At 74.8% G+C, this 24,832-nt stretch carries 10 protein-coding genes; 6 read left to right on the top strand and 4 right to left on the bottom strand.

The window, feature by feature from the left end; translation table 11 throughout:
* Positions 1-22: 22 nt before the first annotated feature.
* Positions 23-1,051: an ABC transporter substrate-binding protein gene (locus tag MUK52_RS05555; protein ID WP_284574927.1), complete on the top strand. Its 1,029-nt coding sequence runs from the start codon at positions 23-25 to the stop codon at positions 1,049-1,051.
* A 217-nt stretch (positions 1,052-1,268) separates the two neighbouring features.
* Entirely contained in the window at positions 1,269-1,766 is a 498-nt protein-coding gene (locus MUK52_RS05550) for a hypothetical protein (protein ID WP_114054930.1), read from the top strand.
* On the opposite strand, the gene MUK52_RS05545 is transcribed toward MUK52_RS05550, so the two are convergent.
* The gene (locus MUK52_RS05545; protein ID WP_174250370.1) at positions 1,742-2,404 is read right to left on the bottom strand and encodes a MarR family winged helix-turn-helix transcriptional regulator; all 663 of its coding nucleotides are present in this window, start codon (positions 2,402-2,404) and stop codon (positions 1,742-1,744) included. The two genes, MUK52_RS05550 and MUK52_RS05545, sit on opposite strands and share 25 nt — an antisense overlap.
* A 123-nt stretch (positions 2,405-2,527) precedes the next feature.
* Positions 2,528-3,475 (bottom strand): methionyl-tRNA formyltransferase, encoded by a 948-nt coding sequence (locus MUK52_RS05540; protein WP_114054931.1) that lies wholly within the window; start codon positions 3,473-3,475, stop codon positions 2,528-2,530.
* 252 nt (positions 3,476-3,727) lie between these two features.
* Here MUK52_RS05540 and MUK52_RS05535 point away from each other — a divergent pair, with 252 nt between their 5' ends.
* From MUK52_RS05535 to MUK52_RS05520, 4 genes are all read left to right on the top strand, one after another.
* Positions 3,728-5,083, top strand: a complete 1,356-nt coding sequence (locus MUK52_RS05535) for a lysine N(6)-hydroxylase/L-ornithine N(5)-oxygenase family protein (protein WP_114054932.1) — start codon at positions 3,728-3,730, stop codon at positions 5,081-5,083.
* A 137-nt stretch (positions 5,084-5,220) separates the two neighbouring features.
* Positions 5,221-6,270: an iron-siderophore ABC transporter substrate-binding protein gene (locus tag MUK52_RS05530; RefSeq protein WP_284574926.1), complete on the top strand. Its 1,050-nt coding sequence runs from the start codon at positions 5,221-5,223 to the stop codon at positions 6,268-6,270.
* Between the two features lie 114 nt (positions 6,271-6,384).
* The gene (locus tag MUK52_RS05525; protein ID WP_284574925.1) at positions 6,385-20,652 is read left to right on the top strand and encodes a non-ribosomal peptide synthetase; all 14,268 of its coding nucleotides are present in this window, start codon (positions 6,385-6,387) and stop codon (positions 20,650-20,652) included.
* Entirely contained in the window at positions 20,649-20,858 is a 210-nt protein-coding gene (locus MUK52_RS05520) for an MbtH family protein (protein WP_114054934.1), read from the top strand. The genes MUK52_RS05525 and MUK52_RS05520 overlap by 4 nt, the downstream gene beginning before the upstream one ends.
* 191 nt (positions 20,859-21,049) lie before the next feature.
* Here MUK52_RS05520 and MUK52_RS05515 read toward each other — a convergent pair whose 3' ends face one another.
* Positions 21,050-22,918 (bottom strand): ABC transporter ATP-binding protein, encoded by a 1,869-nt coding sequence (locus MUK52_RS05515; protein WP_284574924.1) that lies wholly within the window; start codon positions 22,916-22,918, stop codon positions 21,050-21,052.
* 59 nt (positions 22,919-22,977) lie between these two features.
* Positions 22,978-24,684, bottom strand: coding sequence for an ABC transporter transmembrane domain-containing protein (locus MUK52_RS05510; protein ID WP_284574923.1), 1,707 nt, complete (start codon positions 24,682-24,684; stop codon positions 22,978-22,980).
* Positions 24,685-24,832 lie beyond the last annotated feature (148 nt).

The raw sequence follows: 24,832 nt of genomic DNA, 5'->3' as shown, positions 1-24,832 counted from the left end.
GTCAACCGGAAGGCACACCACCATGCCCGCACGCACCCGCACCGACATCGCCCGCACCGACATCGCCCGCACCGGCCACGCCCACACCGATCCGCGCCCGGGCGCCCGGTCCCGCCGTTCCAGAACGCTCCTCGCGGCGACCGGCGCCCTCGCCCTGCTCACGGTCAGCGCCTGCGGCGCCGCCGAGACCCGGGGCGGCGACTCCAAGACGGTGAGCCTGCACACCCCGTCGTGGGTCGGCGCCGAGGTCAACACGGCCGTCGCCGCGTACCTGCTGGAGCACGAACTCGGGTACAAGGTCAAGACCCAGCAGATGGACGAGACCCCGGCCTGGGACGCGATGAGCCAGGGCAAGATCGACGCGATCCTGGAGGACTGGGGCCACCCCCAGGAGGAGAAGCGCTACGTCGAGGGCAACAAGTCCGTCGTTTCGGCCGGCGAGCTGGGCGTGACGGGCCACATCGGCTGGTTCGTCCCGAAGTACCTGGCCGACGAGAAGCCGGACATCACGGACCACAGGAACCTCAACAAGTACGCGGACGTCTTCAAGACCCCGGAGAGCGGGGACAAGGGCCAGTTCATCAAGGGCGACCCGTCCTACGTCTCGTACGACAACGCCCTGATCAAGAACCTCGGCCTGGACTACAAGCCGATCGAGGCGGGCGCCGAGGCCACGCACCTCGCGCAGCTGGAGCAGCTGTACAAGAACAAGAAGCCCTTCCTCACCTACTGGTGGACCCCGCAGTGGATGAACGCGACGATGGACCTCGTCGAGGTGAAGCTGCCGCCGTACAAGGAGGGTTGTGACGCCGACAAGCAGGCCGTCGCCTGCGCCTACCCGGACGTGCCGCTGAAGAAGTGGATGAACGCGGACTTCGCGAAGGACGGCGGCGACGCGGCGGAGTTCCTGAAGAACTTCACGTGGACGACCGAGCAGCAGAACCTGGTCGCCAAGTACGTCGCCGCTGACGGGATGTCCGCGCAGAAGGCCGCCGAGAAGTGGGTGAAGGAGAACGAGGCGACCTGGAAGGCCTGGCTGCCGAAGCAGTGACCGCCCCGGGGCCGGACGGCTGCGTCCGGCCCCTCCGGCCCGCCCCCGTCCTGTCCCGTGGACCGTTCATCCGAAAGGATGTCCGGCACCGCTAAAATCAGGCCATGACGAACGCACTTCGCCGCAGGTACCCGATCCGCCCCGGACGATGCGCGTGCGCACGAGCGGCGCTCCCCGCGGAGGCTCGCACGGGCGCCGGCCGACCGCAGGCGGCGCGGTGAGCGACGAGCCGGTCTTCGTCCGGAGCAGGTGGGGGACCAGCCGGTACGTCTACAACCACCGCAACCCCGTAGGCCTCGCCCTCATCGTCATCACGCCCCTCATCGCGCTCGGCGTGCTCTTCGGCCTGCGCGCCGACTGGACGTGGGGCGAGGGGGAGTTCCGCGACGCCGTCCGCAAGGGCGTGAAGGACCTGGAGGGCGCACGGCAGTACACGACTCCGGAGAGCGACCACCACTTCATCGTCTCCGGCGCGGTGAGGGACAGCGGCATCGGTCCGGGCCACGGCGTCCACGCGAGCAAGGCGAAGAACGGCGGCTACACGGTCGGCACCGAGGACACGGAGACCGAGTACTGCGTCTTCCTGTCGCTGACACGGGCCGAGGAGCGCATCCTCCTCCCGGGGGCGCCGGTCGACGCGGAGGCCCTCTCCCGCGCGGGCATGCCCGCCCTGTACCTGTCCCATGCGACCTACGTCGAGGGCGCCTGCCGCTGACCCAACGCTGCGGCGCCCGCGTCGGCCGGGTCCGGGTCGAGGTGCCGGTGGACCCGGCGGAGCAGGGAGGCGAGCACCCGGCGCTCGTCCCCGCTCAGCGGGGCCAGGACGTCGTCGTCGGTGGCGGCGATGTCCGCGTTCAGCCGGTCCAGGAAGGCGCGCCCCCCGGGGGCCAGCCGGACGAGGACCTTCCGCCGGTCGTCCCGGTCCCGGGTGCAGACGACGTGGCCGGTTTTCACCAGGTCGTTGACGACCTTCACCAGGTCGCTGGTGTTCATGTCGAGCCGCGCGGCCAGGAGCGTCTTCATCTGCGGGCCCATGTCGGCCACCAGCGCCATGACGGTCAGGTGCCACAGCCGCAGGTTGTGGGCGGCCAGCCGCTCGGTGAGCCGCCGGCGCGCGGCCTTCCCGACCGCGTACATGAGGTACGCGTTGAGGTCGAGGACGCTCGGGGGCGTCATCCCGGCTCCCTGGCTCACCGCCCTGGCCGCTGCGCCGCCCGCGAGCGTCAGGTCGGTCTGCGCGAGGGCCCGGAAGACCTGGGCCCAGTCCGTCGCGGGCATGTTCGAGATGCCGACGACGGCGAACTCCGCTCCCGACGCGTCGCGTGCGGTGCCGGTGACGACCGGCTGATCCATTCGCTCCCCCTTGCAGGCCCTGCGGGTCGCTGGTCCGGCGACCCGGCGGTGTCGTGAAATGCCGGCGCCCCTCAGGACCGTCCGAGGGGCGCCGGAGTGTTCGGGGCTGCGCTGCCCCGCAGCTCACGGGCGGCCGGTGAGGTAGCCGCCCATGGAGGTGAAGTACTCGGTGGCGGGCAGCTCTCGGCCGTCCTCCGTGCGTACGCGGGTGACGGCGAGGCCGTGGTTGCGGCCGGTGCGGGCGTCGGCGCCGGCGACGATCACGACGCCCTCGCCCTCGCGGTAGAAGATGCGGCCGGGCGTGCCGCCGTAGCGGCCCTCCGACACGACGGCGGAGAGGATCTCCAGGCGCCTGCCCTTGTGGAAGGTGAAGGCGCTCGGGTACGGCGCGGACTGCGCGCGGACCAGGCGCTCCAGGACGTCGGCCGGCCAGGTCCAGTCGATGCGGATGTCCTCCTCGGACCGCTTGTGGAAGAAGCTGGCCCGGGAGCGGTCCTGCCGGGTGAACTCGGTCTCCCCGGCGGCGATCCGGGCGAGGGCGGCGGTGGTGACGGGGGCGATGAGGTCGACCGTCTTGTGGAAGAGGTCGGTGGCCGTGTCGGCGGGCCCCACCGGGACGGCGCGCTGCTCGACGATGTCGCCTGCGTCGAGGACCTCGTCCATCATGTGGGCGGTGACGCCCACCTCCTCCTCGCCGTTGATGAGGGCCCAGATCAGCGGGGAGAAGCCGGCGTACTTCGGCAGGAGCGAGTCGTGCACGTTCAGCGTGCCGTGGCGGGGGAGCGAGTAGATCCGCGGAGGGATCCACGTACGCCAGTTGTTGGCCACGATGATGTCCGGATCGGCCGCCTTGAGGAGGTCGAAAAGCTCCTCGTCGTCGGGCCGGTTGCGGATGGCGACGGGCACGCCGTGCTCCTCGGCCAGGTCGGCGACCGAGTCGCTCCAGATCTTCTCGTAGGCGTGCTCGCTCTTGGGGTGTGTCACGACCATCACGACGTCGTGCTCGGACTCCAGGAGGGCTTTCAGGGTGCGGTGACCCCACGTCTGGTAACCGAACATGACGACCCGCATGGGGGTTCCTCCTCGGAAGAGCGAATGACCGCGGCAAGTAAAGCAAGGCTTACCTAACATTGCAATACGGTGCATGTTCAAGCCAGTTGAAGGCTGAGCGGCCGTCAGCTGTCCGGTTTGTCGGGTCGACAGCTCAGTGCAGGTGAGGTTAGCTTTACCTAAGTTCCCACTGGCTTGCGGTGACCCCGGGCCGGTGTCGCGTTCTTTTCGCCCCACGCCTCACAGGCGGCAGTTCCGCACGATGGGAGTGACATGTCTCAGGGTCTTCCTGGCGACGCCCCACTGGTCCACGACCTCATTGGCATCGGCTTCGGCCCGTCCAATGTGGCCATGGCGATAGCTCTGAGCGAGCACAACGCCCGCGTCGGAAGGCAGGAGGCCGTCACCGCTCACTTCTTCGAGCGGCAGCCCGGCTTCGGCTGGCACCGCGGCATGCTGATCGACGACGCGACCATGCAGGTGTCCTTCCTCAAGGACCTCGTGACGCTGCGGAATCCGACCAGCGAGTACAGCTTCCTGTGCTACCTGCAGAGCAGGGGACGGCTCGTCGACTTCGTCAACCACAAGAACCTCTTCCCGCTCCGCGTCGAGTTCCACGACTACTTCGAGTGGGCGGCGGCCAAGGTCGACGACATGGTCTCCTACGGGTACGAGGTCGTCGCCGTCGAGCCCGTCGTCCGGGACGGCGCCATCGAGTACCTCGACGTCACGGCCCGCTCCGGCACCGACACGGTGGTCCACCGCGCCCGCAACCTCGTCATCGGCACCGGCCTGCGCCCGCTCATGCCCGAGGGCGTCGAGCGCACCGACCGCGTGTGGCACAACTCCGAGCTGCTCACGAAGGTCGAGGCGCTGGACGGCGCGAACCCCGGCCGCTTCGTCGTCGTGGGCGCCGGACAGAGCGCCGCCGAGAACGTCGCCTACCTCCACCGCCGGTTCCCCGAGGCCGAGATCTGCGCCGTCTTCTCCCGCTACGGCTACAGCCCAGCCGACGACAGCAGCTTCGCCAACCGCATCTTCGACCCGGCCGCCGTCGACGAGTACTTCGCCGCCCCCGGGGACGTCAAGCGCAAGCTGATGGACTACCACGGCAACACCAACTACTCCGTCGTCGACATCGACCTCATCGACGACCTCTACCGGCAGGCGTACCAGGAGAAGGTCCTCGGCACCGAGCGCCTCCGCTTCATCAACGTCTCCCGCCTCACCGGCGTCGAGGAGCGCGACGGCAGGGTCCACGCCCGCATCACCTCCCTGGTGAGCGGCGAGGAGACGGTCCTCGACGCCGATGTCGTCGTCTACGCCACCGGCTACAGCCCCGCCGACCCCACCGGCCTCCTCGGCCCCGTCGCAGAGCACTGCCTGCGCGACGAGGAGGGGCGCATCCGCGTCGAACGGGACTACCGGCTCACCACCGACCCGGAACTGCGCTGCAGGATCTACCTCCAGGGCGGCACCGAGCACACCCACGGCATCACGTCGTCCCTGCTCTCCAACACGGCCGTCAGGGTCGGCGAGATCCTCGACTCCATCCTCGACCGGGGCCCCGCGGCGCCCGCGCAGAACGGGCCCCGCCCGGTCGCCGACGGGATCGGCCTGGCCAGCTAGTGCTGTGACCGGCCCGGCGCACCCGCAAACCCCAGGGTCCACCCCTGGCCGAGCCCCCACACGCCTCGCCCGCCGGGCAGCGCAGCCGCGCCCTGTGGTCGGGGCACGCACTGTGAGATCCCCCGAAAGGAACATCTGTGTCCAACGGTTCGCGCCCCGCTCTGCAGCGGTTCGTCACCCACCTGCCACGCCTGGCCGTCGCCACGGCCGCCGCCCTCGCCCTGTCCGCCTGCGGGGGCGGCTCGCAGAAGGCGGAGTCGAAGTCCGGGGCCTCGGCCGACTCCGGCACCGCGTCCGCCGCCTTCCCGGTGACGGTCGAGCACAAGTACGGCAGCACCACGATCGACAAGGAGCCCAAGCGGGTCGTCACCCTGGGCCTGTCCGACCAGGACGCCGTCCTCGCGCTCGGCATCAAGCCGGTCGGCGCGGTGGACTGGTTCAAGGAGCAGCCGTACGGAAAGTGGCCGTGGACGAAGGACAAGTGGGGGTCCGCGAAGCCGGAGATCGTCGGTGAGCGCGACGAGTACAACATCGAGAAGATCGCGGCGCTCAAGCCGGACCTCGTCATCGCCCAGTACTCCGGCATGAAGAAGGAGCAGTACGACACCCTCTCGAAGTTCACGAAGGTCGTCGCCCAGCCCAAGGACCTGCCCGACTACGGCGCCTCCTGGCAGGTGATGACCCGGCAGATCGGCACGTCCCTCGGGAAGGCCGCCGAGACCGACAAGCTGATCGCCGACGTCGACGCCCGCTTCAAGGCCGTCCGCGACAGGCACCCCGAGTTCGCGCAGAAGACCCTCGTCGTCGCCGACAGCTTCGAAGCCGGCAAGTACTCGGCCTTCACCAGGACCGACCCCAAGTCGATCTTCTTCCAGGAGCTCGGCTTCACGCTCAAGCCCGAGATCGACACCCTCGCCAAGCCCGGCTTCAACGTCGCCGAGCTCAGCGCCGAGAAGCTGAACGTCCTCGACGTCGACCGCGTCGTGTGGGTCACCTCCAGCACCGGCGCCAACGACCGCATCAAGGCCGAGCCGCTCTACCGGAACCTGAAGGTCCACCAGGAGAAGCGCGACCTCTTCGTCCCCTACCAGGACCCGGACGTCGGCGCCGCGTTCTCCTTCAACACGGTCCTCTCGATCCCCTACGCCATCACCGAGATCGAGCCGCTGCTGACCGCCGTCAGGTAGCACCACACCGCCGGGGCGGAGCGGGGGAGGACGACGCGGCCTCCCCCGCGGCCCGACCCGCGCCCGCCTCCAGCCGCTCACCGCCGCACCACCAGGGAAAGGCCACAACGTACGATGTTTGACGTCGAGTCGGACCGCACACCGGCACCCGGGATTCCCCTGACGGGTGGGCAGACCGGCATCTGGCTGGCCCAGCAGATCGAGCCCGACAGCTCCGCCTACAACATCGTCTTCGCCCTGGAACTGCGCGGCGCCACCGACCTCGACCGCCTCGCCGCCGCGGTGCGGCAGGCCGTCCGGGAAGCCGAGTGCCTCCACGTGCGCCTCGCGCCGGGGGAGGACGGCGAGCCCCGCCAGACCCCCGTCGCCCCCGCCGCCGACATCCCGGTCGTCGACCTGCGGGGCGCCGGCGACCCCGAGAAGGCGGCCGGCGAGTGGATCGCCGCCGACCGGGACCGGCCCGCCGACCTCGCCGCGGGGCCGCTCTTCGCCCAGGCCCTGCTCCGGCTCGCCGACGACCGCACCTGGTGGTACCAGCGCTACCACCACATCCTCGTGGACGGCATGGGCGTCGCCCTGATCTCCCGGCGCGCCGGCGAGCTCTACACCCGCGGGGAGCAGGCCCCCGCGGACCCCGACTGGTCCCTGGCCCGCCTCGTGGACGCCGACCGCGCCCACCGGGCCTGCGACCGCTACCCGGCGGAGCGCGCCTGGTGGCAGCAGCGCATGGCCGGCCGCGCCGAGCCGGCCCGCCTCGTCGAACGGGCCCCCGCCCTCACCTCCCGCCGCCTGAGGCGGTCGGTGGAGCTGTCCGCAGAGGCGGTCGGCCGGCTCAACGCGGCCGCCGACCGCGCCGGCACCCGCGCCTCGCGCGTGCTGATCGCCGCCGTCGCCGCATACCTGCACCGGGTGACCGGGGAGCGGGACCTCGTCCTCGGCCTGCCCGTCGCGGCACGGCAGGACGAGGTGTCCGCGGCCGTCCCCGGCATGCTCTCCAACATCGTCCCGCTGCGGCTGGCCGTCGGGCCCGCCACCACCGCCGGCACGCTCGTGGCCGACGTCCGCGACGCGGTCGCCGAGGCGGTCGAACACGGCCGCTACCGGGCCGAGGACCTGGCCAGGGACCTCGGACTCGTCGACGGCGTCGCCGAACTCGTCGGCCCCACCGTCAACATCCTGCCCCGGCCCGACGACCTGCACTTCGCAGACTGCACGGCCGTCCTGCGGCCGGAGTGGCTGGGACCCGTCAGCGACCTGGCCTTCGGCTTCGGCGAGCTGCCCGGCGGCGGCGCGGCCGCCGTGCACCTCGACGCCGACGCCGCCGTCTGCGACGAGGAGGCCCTGGCCGGCCACGAGCGGCGCTTCCTCGCCCTGCTCCGCGCCTTCACCGCGGACCCCGACCGCCCCGTCGGCCACCTCGACCTCACCTCCGCCGCCGAACGCAGCGCCCTGCTGAGGGAGTTCGGCACCGCGCCGCGCGAGACCGCCGAGCTCTCCTGGCCCGCCGCGTTCGAGGAGCAGGTGCGCCGTGCGCCCGACGCCGTCGCGCTCGTCCTCGAAGAGCAGGAGCTGACGTACGGGGAGCTCGACGCCGCCGCCAACCGGCTCGCCCGCCACCTCCTCGACGCGGGCGTCCGCCCCGAGGACGTCGTCGCCGTGGCCCTGCCGCGCTCCCCGGAACTCGTCGCCGCCCTGCTCGCCGTGATGAAGGCCGGCGCCGCCTACCTGCCGCTGGACGCCGACCACCCCCGGGACCGCATCGCCTACATGCTCCGGGACGCCGGCGCCCGCACCGTGGTCACCGTACGGGAGCTCGCCGGCGAGCTGCCCGAGCTGCCGGACGTCGCGCACCTGGTGCTCGACGACCCCGCCACCGCGGACGCCCTCGCCCGCCGCGATGACACCGCCCCCGGCGTGCCCGTCGCCCTGGACCAGGCGGCGTACGTCATCTACACCTCCGGCTCCACCGGCCGCCCCAAGGGCGTCGTCGTCCCGCACGACGGCGTCGGCAGCCTCATCGCCACCGCCACCGACCGCATCGGCATCACCGCCGGCAGCCGCGTCGTGCAGTTCGCGTCCGTCGGCTTCGACGTGACCGTCTGGGACCTGGTCATGTCCCTGTGCGTCGGCGGCCGGATCATCATCGTCCCCGCCGAGCGCCGCGTCGCCGGCCCCGCCCTGACCGAGTACATCGCCCGGCACCGGGCCACGCACATGATCCTGCCGCCGTCCCTGGTGTCGGCGCTGCCCCCGGAGTGCGGGCTGCCGGACGGCTCCGTCCTGATCGTCGGCACCGAGGCCGTGCCCGGCGAGCTCATCGCCCGCTGGGCCGGCCGGGTCCGGGTCGTCGTCGCGTACGGGCTCACCGAGGCCAGCGTCAACTCGACGCTGTGGCCCGCCGACCCCGGGCGCCCCGGCCCGGCCCCGATCGGCCGCCCCGACCCCAACACCCGCGCCTACGTCCTCGACACCGCCCTGCGCCCGGTGCCCGTCGGCGCCGAGGGCGAGCTGTACGTCGCCGGGCGCGGCCTGGCCCGCGGCTACCTCGGCCGGCCGGCGCTGACGGCGCAGCGGTTCGTCGCCGACCCCTACGGCGAGCCCGGCACCCGCATGTACCGCACCGGCGACCGCGTCCGCTGGGGCGCGGACGGGAACCTGGAGTTCCTCGGCCGCGCCGACGGCCAGATCAAGATCCGCGGCCACCGCATCGAGCCGGGCGAGATCGAGAGCGCCTTCATGGCCTGCCCGGGCATCGCCCAGGCCGCCGTTCTCGCCCGCGAGGACCACCGGGGCGTCAAGCGCCTGGTCGCCTACCTGGTCGGCGAGGACGGCACGGACGCCGAGGCGGCCGCCTCCGCCGCCCGCGCCCGCGCCGCCGACACCCTGCCCGACCACATGGCGCCGTCCGCGGTCGTCGTCCTCGACGGGCCGCTGCCGCTGACCCCCAACGGCAAGCTCGACCAGCGGGCCCTGCCCGAGCCCCGCTGGACCGCCCTCAGCGGCGCCGACGCGCCCGCCGGACCGGTCGAGACCGTGCTCGCCGGACTGTTCGCCGAGGTCCTCGGCCTGCCCTCGGTCGGCGTCCACGACAGCTTCTTCGAGCTCGGCGGCGACAGCATCGTCGCCATCCAACTCGTCGGCCGGGCCCGCGAGGCCGGGCTGGCCCTCACCCCGCGCGAGGTCTTCCGGCTCCGCACGGTCGCCGCGCTCGCCCGCGCCGCCGCCGAGGCGGACCCCGCCGCCCCGGCCGCCACCGCCCCCGTCCCGCTGGACGAGGACGCCCTTCCGGTCTCCCCGCTCCAGGAGGGCTTCTACTTCCACGCCGCCTTCGACGAGGACGCCGCCGACCTGTACGTCGTCCAGGAACTCCTCGACCTCGGCGACGGCCCGGTCGACCCGGGCCGGCTGCGCGGCGCCCTCCGGCTGCTGCTCGACCGGCACCCCCTGCTGCGCGCCTCCTACCGCCAACTCCCCGGCGGCGAGGTCGTCCAGCGGCTCGCCGACCGGGCCGCACTGCCGTGGCGGGAGGCCGACACCGCCGACACCCCCCTCGGCGACATCCTCGCCGCCGACCGGGCCGAGCGCTTCGACCTGGCCCGGCCGCCGCTCCTGCGGGCCACCCTGATCCGCGACGGCAGGCGCCACCGCCTCCTGCTCACCCTGCACCACATCGTCGCCGACGGCTGGTCCGTCACCGTCCTCCTGCGCGAACTCGCCGCCGCCTACCGGGGCGAGAGCCTGCCCGAGCCCGCCGACCCGCGCCCCTACCTGGCGTGGCTGGCCTCCCGCGACCGGGACGCCGCCCGCGACGCCTGGCGCGCCGCCCTCGCCGGACTGGACGGGCCCACCCGGCTCGCCCCGACCGCGGGGGACGGCGAGCGGACCCCCGCCCGGCCCGGGCAGGTGGACACCCGCCTGCCCGAGGACCTCACCGCCGCCCTGCACGCCTTCGCGCGCAGCCGCGGCCTCACCCTGAGCACCGTCGTCCACGGCGCGTGGGCGCTGCTCCTGGGCGCGCTCACCGGCAGCCGGGACGTCGTCTTCGGCACCACCGTCTCCGGCCGGACCACCGAGGTCCCCGGACTGGACTCCGCCGTCGGCCTGTTCATCAACACCGTCCCGGCCCGCGTGGCCCTGCGCCCCGACGAGACGCTCGCCGGGCTGCTGGCCCGCGTCCAGGACGAGCACGCCGCCCTCCTCGACCACCAGCACCTCGGACTCGCCGACATCCAGCGGCTCGCGGGCGGCGGCGAGCTCTTCGACACACTCGTCGTCTTCGGCAACTTCCCCACCGGCGGCCCCGACGACGGCACGGACCCCGGCGGCCTGCGGATCACCGGCGCCGAGGTGTTCGACGCCGTGCACTACCCGCTCGCACTCGTCGTCGAACCGGGCGAGGGCCTGCTGCTGCGGTTCAAGCACGACGCGGCCCGCCTGGACGGGCCGGCCGTCGCCGACCTCGCCCGCCGCTTCACCGCGCTCCTGCGCACCCTGGTGGAGGACCCCGAGCGCACGGCCGCCCGTACGGGCGTGCTCTCCGGCCGGGAGCGCGCCGCCCTCGCCGCGGCGAACGCCACGGCGCACGACGTCCCCGAGGCCACCCTGGTCTCCCTCGTCGGCGCGCAGGCGGCCCGGACCCCGGACGCCCCGGCCGCCGTCTTCGAGGACACCACCCTCACGTACGCCGAACTCGACCGGCGCGCCGAGGCCCTGGCCGCCCGGCTGCGGGCCCGCGGCGCCGGACCGGAGGAGTACGTCGCGGTCGCCGTGCCCCGCTCGGCCGAGCTGGTGGTCGCCCTCCTCGGCGTCCTCAAGGCCGGTGCCGCCTACCTGCCCCTCGACCTGGACTACCCGGCCGAACGCGTCGCGTACATGCTCGCCGACTCCGGCGCGCGGACCGTCGTGACGACCCCGGAGGCCGCCCGCCGCCTGCCCGGCGCGGAGGGCCTCGACCGCCTCGTCCTCGGCCGGGACGACCAGGACGAGCCCGCCGCCGGCACGCCCGCCGCGGCCGCCGCGGGACCGGACCACCCCGCCTACCTCATCTACACCTCCGGCTCCACCGGCCGACCCAAGGGCGTCGCCGTCACCCACCGGGCCATCGTCAACCGGCTCGCCTGGATGCAGGACGCCTACCGGCTCACCGCCGACGACCGGGTCCTGCAGAAGACCCCGTCCGGCTTCGACGTCTCCGTGTGGGAGTTCTTCTGGCCGCTCACCGCGGGCGCGGCCGTCGTCCTCGCCCGCCCCGACGGCCACCGCGACCCCGCCTACCTGGCCGAGCTGGTCCGCGCCCACCGGATCACCACCCTGCACTTCGTCCCGTCGATGCTGGCCGCCTTCACCCGGGCCATGGAGGGCGCAGGCGGCCCGCCCGGCTGGGCGGCGACCCTGCGCCGCGTGTTCTGCAGCGGCGAGGCGCTCACCGGCGCGGAGGCCCGCCGCTGGTGGGAGCTCACCTCCGGGTCCGTGCACGGCCCCGTCCCGCTGCACAACCTGTACGGGCCCACCGAGGCGGCCGTCGACGTCACCCACTTCCCGTACGAGGGCGGCACCGGGCCCGCCGTCCCCATCGGGCGGCCCGTCTGGAACACCCGCCTGCACGTCCTCGACCCGTTCCTGCGCCCCGTGCCCGACGGGGTGCCCGGCGAGCTGTACCTCGCGGGCGTCCAGCTGGCCCGCGGCTACCACGACCGGCCCGGCCTCACCGCCGAGCGCTTCACCGCCGACCCGTTCGGCGGGCCCGGCGAGCGCATGTACCGCACCGGCGACCTCGTACGCCGCCGCCCCGACGGGGCCGTCGAGTACCTCGGCCGCACCGACCGCCAGGTCAAGATCCGCGGCAACCGCATCGAACTCGGCGAGGTCGAGGCCGCGCTGTCCGCCCTGCCGGGCGTCGCCCGCGCCGCCGTGACCGCCCGCGACGGGGTCCTCCTGGCCTACGCCGTCCCCGCGCCCGGCGCCTCCCCGGACGGGCAGGCCCTGCTCGCCGCGCTCGCCGAGGCCCTGCCCGCGGCGATGGTGCCCGCCGCCGCGGCCATCCTGGACGAGCTGCCGCTCACGCCCAGCGGCAAGCTCGACCAGAACGCCCTGCCGTCGCCGGAGCCCGCGCCCCGGGCCGGCGGGCGCGCCCCCCGCACCGAGGGGGAGACCGCCTTCTGCCGGATCCTCACCGAGGTCCTCGGCGTCGAGGGCATCGGCGCCGACGACGACTTCTTCATGCTCGGCGGCGACAGCCTCACCTCGATCGCCGTCGCCACCCGGGCCCGTGAAAGGGGACTGGCCATCAGCCCGCGCGACGTGTTCGAGCACCGCACGCCCGCCGCGCTCGCCGCGGCGGCGGCGGCGAACGTGCCGGACGAGCCCTCCGCCACCCCGGGGACCGCCCCCGACGCCGCCCACGGCGCCCCGGCCGCCGACGTGACCGTGTCCGCCACGGACGCCGGACAGGCCGCCGCCGCCCTCCGGGCGGTCCTCACCGCGCAGGCAGCCGCCGGCGCGGCCGTCGACCCGGCCCTCCAGGCCCTCCTCGACCAGCTCAACGCCGCCTCCCCGGCCGCCGGGCCGCCCGCCCCCGCCCCGCTGGGCGGCCTCGTCCTGACCCCGGAGGAGACGGCCCGCGTCGAGGCCGCCGCCGGGCTGCCCGTCGCCGACACATGGCCGCTCTCCCCGCTCCAGGAGGGCATGTACTTCCACGCCACCTACGACACCGGCGACGCCCTCGACGTCTACCTCTCCCAGGAGACCCTGGACTTCGACCACCGCCTGGACACCGACCGGCTGCGCGCCGCCTGCCGGGCCCTCCTCGACCGCAACCCGAGCCTGCGCGCCGGCTTCACCAGCGACGGCCTGCCCCGGCCCGTGCAGTTCATCGCCGACGGCGCCGAGATCCCGCTCACCGTGACCGACCTGGCCGGCCTCCCCGACGGCGAGCGGGACCGCCGCGTCGGGGAACTGCTCGCCGCCGACCGCCGGCAGCGCTTCGACCTGTCCGCGCCGCCGCTGTGCCGGCTCCGCCTGATCCGGCTCGCCGACGGCCGCGACCGGCTCGTCATCACCCACCACCTCATCCTGTGGGACGGCTGGTCCGCCTGGCTGTTCCTGGAGGAGCTGTTCACCCTGTACGAGCGGTCCGGCGACACCGCCGGCCTGCCCGCCCCCGGCTCGTACCGCGACTACCTGGCCTGGCTGGACCGGCAGGACACCACCCGCGCCGTCGGCGCCTGGCGCGAGGCGCTCGCCGGATTCGACGAGCCGACGCTCGTCGCCCCGGCCGGCCGCGACGCGGGCCCCGTCATCCCCGCCGACCACCACGCCGTGCTCTCCCGCGAGGCCGGCGACCGGCTGCGCGCCCTGGCCCGCCGGCACGGCCTCACCCTCAACACCGTCCTCAACGCGGCCTGGGCGCTCGTCCTGTCCGCGATGACCGGGCGCGGCGACGTCGCCTTCGGCACCGCGGTCGCCGGGCGGCCCGTGGACGTCCCGAACGCGGCCGGCATCATCGGCATGTTCCTCAACACCATCCCGGCCCGGGTCGCCTTCGCCCCGGACGAGCCGCTGCTCGACCTGCTGCGGCGCATGCAGTCCGAGCGCGCCGCCGTCATGCCGTACGAGTACGTGGGCCTGGGCACGCTCCAGCAGGAGACCGGCCACCGCCGCCTCTTCGACACCCTGTTCGTGCTGCGCTCCGCCGACGGCGAGGAGCGGGCCGCGGAACTGCGGCGGCGGCACGGCATCACCGACGTGTCGAACGTGGACGGCACCCACTTCCCGCTCACCCTGATCGTCACGCCCGGGACCCGGCTGCGCGTCACCCTCGCGGCCCGCCCGGACCTCTTCGGCGCGGAGGCGGCCGCCGCCGTCCTCGGCCGGTTCACCACCGTCCTGGAGCGGCTCGGCGCCCTCCTCGACGGCCCGGACGGCGCGACGGCGCGGACCGCCGCCGTGGACCTGCTGCTGCCCGCCGAGCGCGCCGCCCTGACAGCCGGACGGGAGGGCAGCCGCGAGCCCGTGCCGAACGAGACCATCGCCGACATGCTGTCCGCGCAGGTGGCCCGCACCCCGGGCGCCGTCGCGCTCGTCTTCGGCGAGCGGGCCCTCACGTACGCCGAACTCGACGCGCACATCAACCGGATCGCCCGCCTCCTGCTCGCCCGGGGCGCAGGGCCCGAGAAGGCCGTTGCGCTCGCCCTGCCCCGCTCCATCGACATGGTCGCCGCCCTGTTCGCCGTCCTGCGCACCGGCGCCGCCTACCTGCCGCTGGACCTCGACCACCCGGCGGACCGGCTGCGGCTGATGGTCGAGGACACCGGGCCGCTGTGCCTGGTCTCCACCGCGGCCGTCGCCCCGGCCCTGCGCGGCCCCGACGGGCCCGCCGCCCCGGAACTCCTCCTGGACGACGAGGCGGTCGCCGCCGAACTGGCCGCCCTGTCCGGCGCGGAGATCACCGACGCCGAACGGCCCGCGTTCGCCCGCGGCGTCCCCGGCCGCCTGGAGCACCCGGCGTACGTCATCTACACCTCGGGCTCCACCGGCCGCCCCAAGGGCGTCGTCACCCCCTACCGGGGCCTGACGAACATGCAGCTCAACCACCAGAAGGAGATCTTCGACCCGGCCGTCGCCTCCGCGGGCGGACGGCGGCTGCGCATCGCGCACACCGTCTCCTTCGCCTTCGACATGTCCTGGGAGGAGCTCCTCTGGCTCGTCGAGGGCCACGAGGTGCACGTCTGCGACGAGGAACTCCGCCGCGACGCCGAGGCACTCGTCGCGTACTGCGACGCCCACCGCGTCGACGTCGTCAACGTGACGCCCACCTACGCCCGGCTCCTCATCGAGCAGGGCCTGCTGGAGCACGACGAGGCCGCGGGCAGGCACCGGCCCGCGCTCGTCCTGCTGGGCGGCGAGGCCGTCCCCGACAGCGTCTGGGACCGGCTGCGCCGCACCGACGGCACGTACGGCTACAACCTGTACGGGCCGACCGAGTACACGATCAACACGCTCGGCGGGTCGACCGCGGACAGCCCCACCTCCACCGTCGGCGTCCCGATCCGCAACACCCGCGCCCACGTCCTCGACGCCATGCTCCGGCCCGTCCCGCCGGGCTGCCCCGGCGAGCTGTACATCGCCGGCACCGGCCTGGCCCGCGGCTACCACGACCGGCCCGGGCTGACCGCCGAGCGGTTCACCGCCGACCCGTTCGGCGAGCCCGGCGAGCGCATGTACCGTACCGGCGACCTCGTCCGGCAGCGGCCCGACGGACTGCTCGACTTCCTCGGCCGCACCGACGACCAGGTCAAGATCCGCGGCTACCGCATCGAACTCGGCGAGATCGCGGGCGCCCTGTCCGCGCACCCGGCCGTCGCCCACGCCGCCGTCGTCGTCCACGAGTCCGCCGGCACCAGGCGCCTCGTCGGCTACGTCGTCCCCGAGCCCGGCGCCGGCGCAGGCGAGGATCTGGTGCAGCGCCTGCGCGACCACCTGAAGGCAGGCCTGCCCGACTACATGGTCCCGTCCGCGCTCGCCACCGTCCCCACCCTGCCCCTGACCGTCAACGGCAAGCTCGACACCCGGGCCCTCCCCGCACCCGACTTCGCCGGGGCCGCCGCCGGCCGCACCCCGCGCACGCCGCGCGAGGAGACGCTGTGCACCCTGTTCGCGGAGGTCCTCGGCCTGCCCGAGGGCAGCGTCGGCATCGACAGCGACTTCTTCGAGCTCGGCGGGCACTCGCTGCTCGCCACCCGCCTCGTCAGCCGCGCCCGGACCGCCCTCGACACCGAGCTCGCGATCCGCGACCTGTTCGAGGCGCCCACCGTCGCCGAACTCGTGGAGCGGGCCGACCGCGGCGCCGGGGCGGCCCGCCCCGCACTGACCGCAGGGGACCGCCCCGACGAGCTGCCGCTCTCCCACGCCCAGCAGCGGCTGTGGATGATCCAGCAGATCGAGTGCACCTCCGCCGCCTACAACTTCCCGCTGGTCATGCGGATCCGCGGCGCCCTCGACACCGGCGCGTGGCGGGCAGCCCTCGCCGACGTGACCGACCGCCACGAGGCCCTGCGCACCGTCTTCTCCACCACGCCCGACGGCCAGGCCCTCCAGCGGGTGCTGCCTGCCGGCGAGGCCCGCCCGGCCGTGGAACTCGTCCGCGCCGCGGAGGACGAGGTGCCCGGCATCGTCGACGAGGCCGTCGCCCGCCCCTTCGACCTGGCCGCCGAACTGCCGCTGCGCGCCACCCTCGTGGAGCTCGGACCCGAAGACCACGTCGTCGTCCTGCTGCTGCACCACATCACCACCGACGAGTGGTCGGACCGCCCGTTCCTGTGCGACCTGGCCACCGCCTACACCGCCCGCACACGCGGCGAGGCCCCCGCCTGGGAGCCGCTGCCGGTGCAGTACGCCGACTACGCGCTCTGGCAGCAGCGCCTCCTCGGCGACCCGGCGGACCCCGGGAGCCTGGCCGCCCGGCAGCTCGGCCACTGGCGCACGGCCCTGGCCGGCGCCCCCGAGGAGCTGGAACTGCCCACGGACCGGCCCCGGCCCGCCCGCCCGGCGTTCACCGGCGCCGAACTGGACCTCACCTTCGACGCCGACACCCACGAGTCCCTCAGGCGGCTCGCCCGCGACACCGGCGCCAGCATGTTCATGGTCGTCCACGCGGCCGTCGCCGCCCTGCTGCACCGCATGGGCGCCGGCACCGACATCCCGCTCGGCTCGCCCATCGCCGGCCGCGGCGACGAGGCCCTGGACGAGCTGGTCGGCTTCTTCGTCAACACCCTCGTCCTGCGCACCGACCTCGGCGGCGACCCCTCCTTCACGGAGCTTCTCGCCCGGGTCCGCGAGACCGACCTGGCCGCGTTCTCGCACGCGGACGTGCCCTTCGAGGCCGTCGTCGAGGCGCTCAACCCGACGCGCTCCCTCTCCCGCAACCCGCTCTTCCAGGTCATGGTCGGCTACCACGCCCGCACCGGCGAGGAGCTTGCCCTGCCCGGCCTCTCCGTCGCGTACGTCCCGTACCGGATCCGCTCCGCCAAGTTCGACCTGGTGTTCAGCTTCACCGAGCACACCCCGGCCGACGGTGGCACCGGCTCCCTCGGCTGCCGCCTGGAGTACGCCACCGAGCTGTTCGACCCCGAGAGCGCCGAGGAGCTCGGCGGCCGGCTCCGCCGGCTCGTCGCCGCCCTCGCCGCCGCACCCGAACGCCCCCTGTCCCGGGCGGAGATCCTCGACGACGCCGAGCGCCGGCTCGTCCTGGAGGGCTTCAACGGGCTGCCCCGCGAGGTCGAGGAGGCCTCCTTCCCCGACCTGTTCGCCCGGCGGCTCGCCGAGCGGCCCGACGCCGTCGCCGTCGTCGACCGGGCCCGCTCGGCCACGTACGCGCAGCTCGACGCCCGAGCCAACCGCCTCGCCCGGCTCCTCGCCGCGCACGGCGCCGGCGCCGGGAGCACCGTAGGCGTGGCCGTGCCCCGCTCCGTCGACATGGTCGCCGCCGTGCTCGCCGCCATGAAGCTCGGCGCGGCGTTCCTGCCGCTCGACCTCGCCCACCCCGCCGACCGCCTCGCGTACATGGTCGAGGACTCGGGGGCCGCCCTCGTCGTCGGCACCGAGCCGGTCGCCGGGAAGATCCCCGACGTGCCGGGCGTCCCCGTCGTCCTCCTCGACGACCCCGACACGGCCGCCGCCCTCGACGCGCTCCCCGGCGGGCCGGTGCAGGACGGCCCGATCGCCCTCGACCAGGCCGCGTACGTGATCTACACCTCCGGCTCCACCGGCCGCCCCAAGGGCGTCGTCGTCCCCCACGAGGGCATCTCCAGCCTCGTCGCGACCGCCGTCGACCGCATGGGCCTGCGCCCGGACAGCCGGGTCCTGCAGTTCGCCTCGATCGGCTTCGACGTCTTCGTCTTCGAACTGGCGATGGCCCTGTGCCGCGGCGGCCGTCTCGTCCTCGTCACCGACGAGGCGCGGGTCGCCGGACCGGCGCTCACCGACTTCCTCGCGGACCAGCGGATCACCCACATGATCCTGCCGCCGTCGCTGGTGTCGGCGCTCCCGCCAGGCTGCGCCCTCCCCGAGGGGTCGACCGTCCTCGTCGGCACGGAGACCGTGCCGCCGGACCTGTTCGAGCGGTTCGGCGCCACCGCGCACCTGATCTGCGCGTACGGGCTCACCGAGGCGACCGTCAACTCCACCCTGTGGCCCGCCCGCGAACACGGCGGCACCCCGCCCGGCCGCGTCCCGATCGGCAGCCCCGACCCCAACACCCGCGCCTACGTCCTCGACGAGCACCTGCGGCCCGTCCCGCCCGGCGTGGCCGGCGAGCTGTACGTCGCCGGACGCGGCCTCGCCCGCGGCTACCTCGGCAAGCCCGGCCTGACCGCGGAACGCTTCACCGCCGACCCGTACGGCGCCCCGGGCAGCCGCATGTACCGCACCGGCGACCGGGCCCGCTGGCGCCGCGACGGCAACCTCGACTTCCTCGGCCGGGTCGACACCCAGGTCAAGGTGCGCGGCTTCCGCATCGAGCTGGGCGAGATCGAGGCGGCCCTCGCCGCGCACCCCGCGGTCGCCCAGGCCGCCGTCCTGCCCGACCGCGACGGCGACATCGTCCGCCTCGTCGGCTACGCCGTCCCCGAACGGGGCGCCGGCCCCGACCCGCAGGAGCTGCGCGCCCACGTCGCCGCCCTGCTGCCCGAGTACATGGTGCCCGCGCTCGTCGTCCCGCTCGACGGGCCGCTGCCGCTGACCCCGAACGGCAAGCTGGACCGCAAGGCGCTCCCCGCGCCCGACTGGTCGGCGATGACCGGGGACGCCCGCCCGGCCGACGGGACCCAGGCGCGCCTCGCCGCACTGTTCTGCGAGATCCTCAAGCTGGACACCGTCGGCGTCCACGACAACTTCTTCGCGCTCGGCGGCCACTCGATGGCCTCCATGCGGCTCCTCGGCCGCATCCGCACCGAGTTCGGCGCCGAACTCGCCATCCGGGACGTCTTCGACGCCCTGACCGTCGCCGGCCTCGCCGGCAAGCTCGCAGGGGCGGCGGCCGCCCGCCCGGCACTGCACCCCGCCGCGCCCGGCGGCGGGCCGCTGCCGCTCGCACCCGGCCAGCGCACACAGTGGCGGGCCTACCGCCGCAGCCCCGGCTTCGACCACGCCCTGGCCCTGCGCTCCGCCGACGGCTTCGACACGGACGCGCTCGCCGCGGCCCTCGCCGACGTCACGGCCCGCCACGCACCGCTGCGCACGGCCTTCGCCGAACACGACGGCGCCGTCCACCAGCGGCCCGTCCAGGCACCGGCCCTGATCGCACACGAGTGCGCCGACCTCGGCACCCGCCTGCGCGAACTCGCCGCCGAAGCACCCGACCTGGAACGGGAGGCCCCCCTGCGGGCCCACCTGCTCACCGGCCCCGACGGCAGCCAGGCCCTGCTCCTCGCCCTGCACTACCTCGCCGCCGACGAGTGGTCGGTCGTCCCGCTGTTCCGCGACCTGACCACCGCCTACGCGGCGCGCAGGGAGGGCCGGGCGCCCGACTGGCAGCCGCTGCCCGTCTCGTACGCGGACTACACCCGCTGGGCCCACGACGTCCTCGGCGACCCCGCCGACCCCGACAGCCGCGGCGGCCGGCAGCTCGCCTACTGGCGGGAGACCCTCGCAGGCGCCCCGCAGCGGCTGGCGCTCCCGGCCGACGGGCCGCGGCCGGCCGCCGCGGACGAGGCGGGACGCCCCGCGGGCCACGTCGCCTTCGTCCTCGACGAGGAACTCCACGCAGCCGTGGACGAACTGGCCCGCGCCACCGGCACCAGCATGTTCATGGTGCTGCACGCCGCCCTCGCGGCCCTGCTCACCGGCCACGGCGCCGGCACCGACCTGCCCATCGGCACCATGGTCGCCGGCCGCACCGACGGCCGGCTCGCCGACCTCGTCGGCAGCTTCCTCGGCACGGTCGTGCTGCGCACCGACACCGCCGGCGACCCGGCCTTCACGGAACTGCTCGGGCGGGTACGGGAGACCGTCCTCAGCGCCCTCGACCGGCAGGAGGTCCCGTACGAGGAGGTCGCCAGCGCCACCGGCCTGCCCGCCGAGGGGCCGCAGGTGATGGTGGTCCACCACGAGCAGGCCGACCTGAGCCTGCTGGAAGGCGGCGCGGGCTCGCTGGAGGCCGTGCCGACCGGGCGGACCAGGGCCGACCTGACCCTGGGCTTCCACGAGCCGCACGGCGACGGCCCCGTCCACTGCGCCCTGACCCACGCCACCGACCTGCTCGGCACCGCCAAGGCACGGCGGCTCGCCGACGAACTTCTCGGACTGCTGCGCAATGCGGCAGCCCGTCCCGAACAGCCGCTGTCCGAGCTGTTCACCGCACCGTCCCAGAGGAGTGACACCGCATGAGCACCAACCCGTTCGAGGACCCGCAGGGCACCTTCCTGGTCCTGGTGAACGACGAGAACCAGCACTCGCTGTGGCCGTCCTTCGCCGAGGTCCCGGCCGGCTGGCGGACCGCCGCCGGCCCGGACACCCGCGAGGCCTGCCTGGCCTACGTGGAGGAGCACTGGACGGACCTGAGGCCCGCCAGCCTCGCCGCCCGCCAGGGCTGACCCGCCCACCCGCCCACACCGGCACCGCCGCCCGCGGAGGACCCCCTCCGCGGGCGGCGGCGCGCGCGGAGGGCGTCACACGGCGCCCGGTGGCCGGGCGGTACCCCCTCGGAACGCCCGAGAACGCAGCTCGCCGGCGTCGCGTGGTCGCGACGCCGGCGAGGCGTGCCGGGCCCGGCGGGCCTGGGCTGTCAGTGGACGCCGAGGGCCGGGCCGGCCTGCTTCCGGTCCTCGGGGGCCCCGGAGGGCGGCTCGCCGGCTGCCGCTGCGGGGGTGTCCGCGACCTGGCGGCTGTCCGACCAGGCCGCCCACAGCGCCGCGTACCGGCCGCCCGCCGCGACGAGTTCGCCGTGCGTGCCGGTTTCGACGATCCGGCCGCCGTCCAGGACGACCACGCGGTCCGCCGCCGCGGCCTGCGGCAGCCGGTGGGCGACCAGGAGGCCCGTACGGCCCTCCAGGGCGCGCGCGGCCGCCTCCTCCAGGACCCGCGCGCCCGCGCTGCCCGCGTCGGCGGTCGCCTCGTCCAGGATCGCGACGGGCGGATCGGCGAGCACGAGCCGCGCGAGCGCGAGGTGCTGGGCCTGGGCGACGGTCAGCCGGTGCCCGCCCTCGCCGACCACGGTCGCGAGGCCGTCCGGCAGGGCCTGCGCCCACTCCAGGGCGCCCACCCTGTCGAGCGCGCCCCGCAGCTCCTCGTCCGTGGCCTCCGGCCGGGCCAGCCGCAGGTCCTCGGCCAGCGGGCCGGCGAAGACGTGCACCTCCTGGCTGATCAGGGCCACGGTGCGGCGCACCCCCTCCGGGCCCAGCTCGCGGGCGTCGACCCCGCCGAGGGAGACCGTCCCGCTCGCGGGCGTGTGCACACCGGCGATGACCTTCGCCAGGGTGGTCTTCCCTGCGCCGCTCGCGCCGACCAGCGCCACCCGCTCACCGCTGCGCACGTCGAGGTCGACGCCGCTCAGGACGGGCCGCCCCCCGGCGTAGGCGTGGCCGAGCCCGGTCACCTTCACCGCGCCGTCGGCCGGGACGCTCCCGCCCCGCGGCGCCGGCTCGGCGGGCAGGTTCGCGACGCCGACGAGGCGCGCGAAGCTCGCGCCCGCGGACTGGGCGTCGTCGAGGAGGAACAGCGCGGCGTTGACCGGGTTGAAGAGGCTGTGGAAGTACAGGGCGGCGGCGGTGGCCGTGCCGATGGTGACGGAGCCGTTCCGGACGAGCAGGAAGCCGGTGCCGAGCATGGCGGCGAGCCCGATGTACTCGGCGAGGTTGAGCCGGGAGAAGAAGCCGGTGACGATGTGCAGCCCGCGCAGCGCCACGTCGCGCGCGGCGCCCGACCGGTCGGCGAGCAGGGCGGTGTGCCGCTCGTTCAGCCGGAAGGCGCGCACGGTGCGCACCCCGCCGATGCTGTCGAGCAGCTGGTGCTGGAGGGCGCCGGTGGCGACGCGGTGTTCGGCGTACACGGGTGCCGCGCGGCGCAGGTACCAGCGGACGGACAGCACCTGGACGGGCACGGCCAGCAGGGCGGCGAGGAGGAACCGCCAGTCGAGGACGGCGAGTCCGGCGAGCGTGAGGAGGATGGTGAGCGCGGAGCGGGTGAACTCGGGCAGGGCCTGCCGCACCGACTTGGCGATCACGGCGACGTCGCTGGTGACGCGGGAGACGAGGTCCCCGGAGCCGGCTGCTTCGACGCGTTCGAGGGGCAGCCGCAGCGCCCGTTCGATGAACCGCTCGCGCACGGCGGCGAGCACGGTCTCGCCGAGCCGGGCCACGAGGGCGCTGCCTGCCGCGCCGGCGGCGCCGCGGGCCAGCGCGACCCCGACGAGCAGCACCAGCGGGAGCGTCAGGGCCCGCGGCCCCTCCTGGCCGACGACCAGGTCGACGATGTGGCCGAGCAGCGGGGCGGTGAGCAGTCCGATGCCGGTCCCGACGACCAGGACGAGGACGGCGGTGGCGGCGAGGAGCCGGTGGCCGCGCAGGATCGTGCGGAGCGCCGCCAGGCTCTCGGCGCCGCCCGCGGTGGGCAGGAGCGTGCGGTCCGTGCCGTCGTGCGCGGTGGTCCCGCTCATGTCCCTGTCCCTCTCCGGCCCCGGTTCGGCGGGGCACGTGCGGTCCTCGTGTACGGCGCTCATGCGAGCACCGCCGTGCGGTAGGCCTCGTCAGCGGTGACGAGTTCGGTGTGCGCGCCGGCGGCGGCGACGGTTCCCCCGTCGAGGACGACGACCCGGTCGGTTTCTGCGAGGAGGGCCGGGCTGGTCGTGACCAGGACGGTGGTGCGCCCCCGGCGGACCTCCCGCAGGCGGGCGGCGATCCGGGATTCGGTGACGGTGTCCACGGCGGTGGTGGGGTCGTGCAGGACGAGGACGGGGCGGTCGGCGGCGAGGGCCCGGGCGAGGGCGACGCGCTGGCGCTGCCCGCCGGAGAGGGACCGGCCGCGTTCGGCGAGGACGGTGTCCGCCCCGTCGGGGAGCAGTGCGGCGACCTCGTCCGCGGCGGAGGCGGCCAGGGCGGCGTCGACGGCCTGCGGGTCGGAACCGGCGGCGCCCGCCCGTACGTTGTCGAGGAGGCTGGCCTCGAACAGGTCGGCGTCGTGGTGGGCGACGAGGATGGTGCGGCGCAGCCGGTCGGGGTCGAGTTCGGTCAGGGGTACGCCGTCGAGTTCGACGCGTCCGCCGGCCGGGTCGGTCTCCCGGGCGAGGGCGAGGAGCAGGTCGTGGGCGGCGGCCGGGTCCCGGGTGACGACGCCGGTGAGGCTGCCGGCGGGGAAGTCGAGGTCGACGCCGCGCAGGGCGCCGAGGCGGACGTCCCGCAGCCGGATGTGCCCGGCTGCCGTTTCCGGGCCGGCGGGCGCCCGTTCCCCGCCGTCGACGGCGGCGGGGGAGGCGAGGACCTCGGCGATCCGCCGGGCGGAGGCGCGGGCCTGGGCGAACTCGGCGTTGGAGTAGGCGAGCAGCTGGAAGGGGCCGAGGAGGAACTGGGCGAGGCCGACGGCGGCGACCAGGTCGCCGACGCTGATGGTGCCGTCCATCGCGAGGTAGGCGCCGGCGATGCCGATGGCGGCGATGAACACCCCGGTCAGGGCGAGCAGTGCGCCCTCGTGGCCGGCGCGGCTGCGGGCCGCGCGGAGTGCGGCGGCGAGGGAGTCCTGGCTGGTGGTGCGGTAGCGGGCCACGGCGGCTGCCTCCGCGCCCATGCCCTTGAGGACGCGCAGCCCGGAGACGAGGTCGGCGGCGACGCCGGAGGCGTGCGCGGCGCTCTCCTGCTCGGCCTCGCTGCGCCGCTCCAGGGGCCGGCTGATGCGGTGGCCGAGCCACAGCAGCGGCGGGATGCCGAGCAGTACCAGCAGGCCGAGCGGTACGGAGATCCGCAGCAGGGCGACGGCGCTGACGGTGAGGGCGGCGATGGCCGCGCAGCCGTAGGGGAGGACGGTGGCGACCGAGCCGACGCGGCGGGCGTCGTTGGTGGCGATGCTGGTGAGCGCGCCCGGCAGCCGGTTCGCGTCGGCGCCGCCGCGCGGGTCGAGCACGCGGGCGCCGAGTTCGAGGCGGAGCCGGTGCGCGGCGTGCTCGCCGGCTCCTTCGGCGATCCTGGCGCTGGTCCGGTAGCAGGTGGACAGCACGAGGAAGAGGACGCCGAGCAACAGGAGCCAGCGCAGGAGCGCCTGCGCGGACCCGGTGGCGACCGCCGTGTCGATGGCGGCGCCGATCACCACGGGGACCAGCGCCTCGCACCCCTGGTGGGTCATGCCGAGCAGGGAGGCAGAGGCGACTCTGCGGCGCTGTCCCCTGATCGCCCGGCGGAGGACGAGCCCCCCGGTCGGTCCTCCAACTGGCATGTGATTCTCCATCCGGAGCTCTGGGAAGTTAGGTAAGGCTACTCTAAGAAGTCGGCCGCCCGTGCCGGGCTCGAACGTCTCTGCGGATGCGGCCCGCAGGTCCATCTCGCCCTGCTTTCAGGCACGTTGACCCGCCCACCACGTTCGG

The sequence above is a fragment of the Streptomyces sp. 2P-4 genome (genome assembly GCF_030167965.1).
Lineage (GTDB): Bacteria > Actinomycetota > Actinomycetes > Streptomycetales > Streptomycetaceae > Streptomyces > Streptomyces globosus_A.
This window is presented reverse-complemented; position numbering and strand designations above follow the sequence as displayed.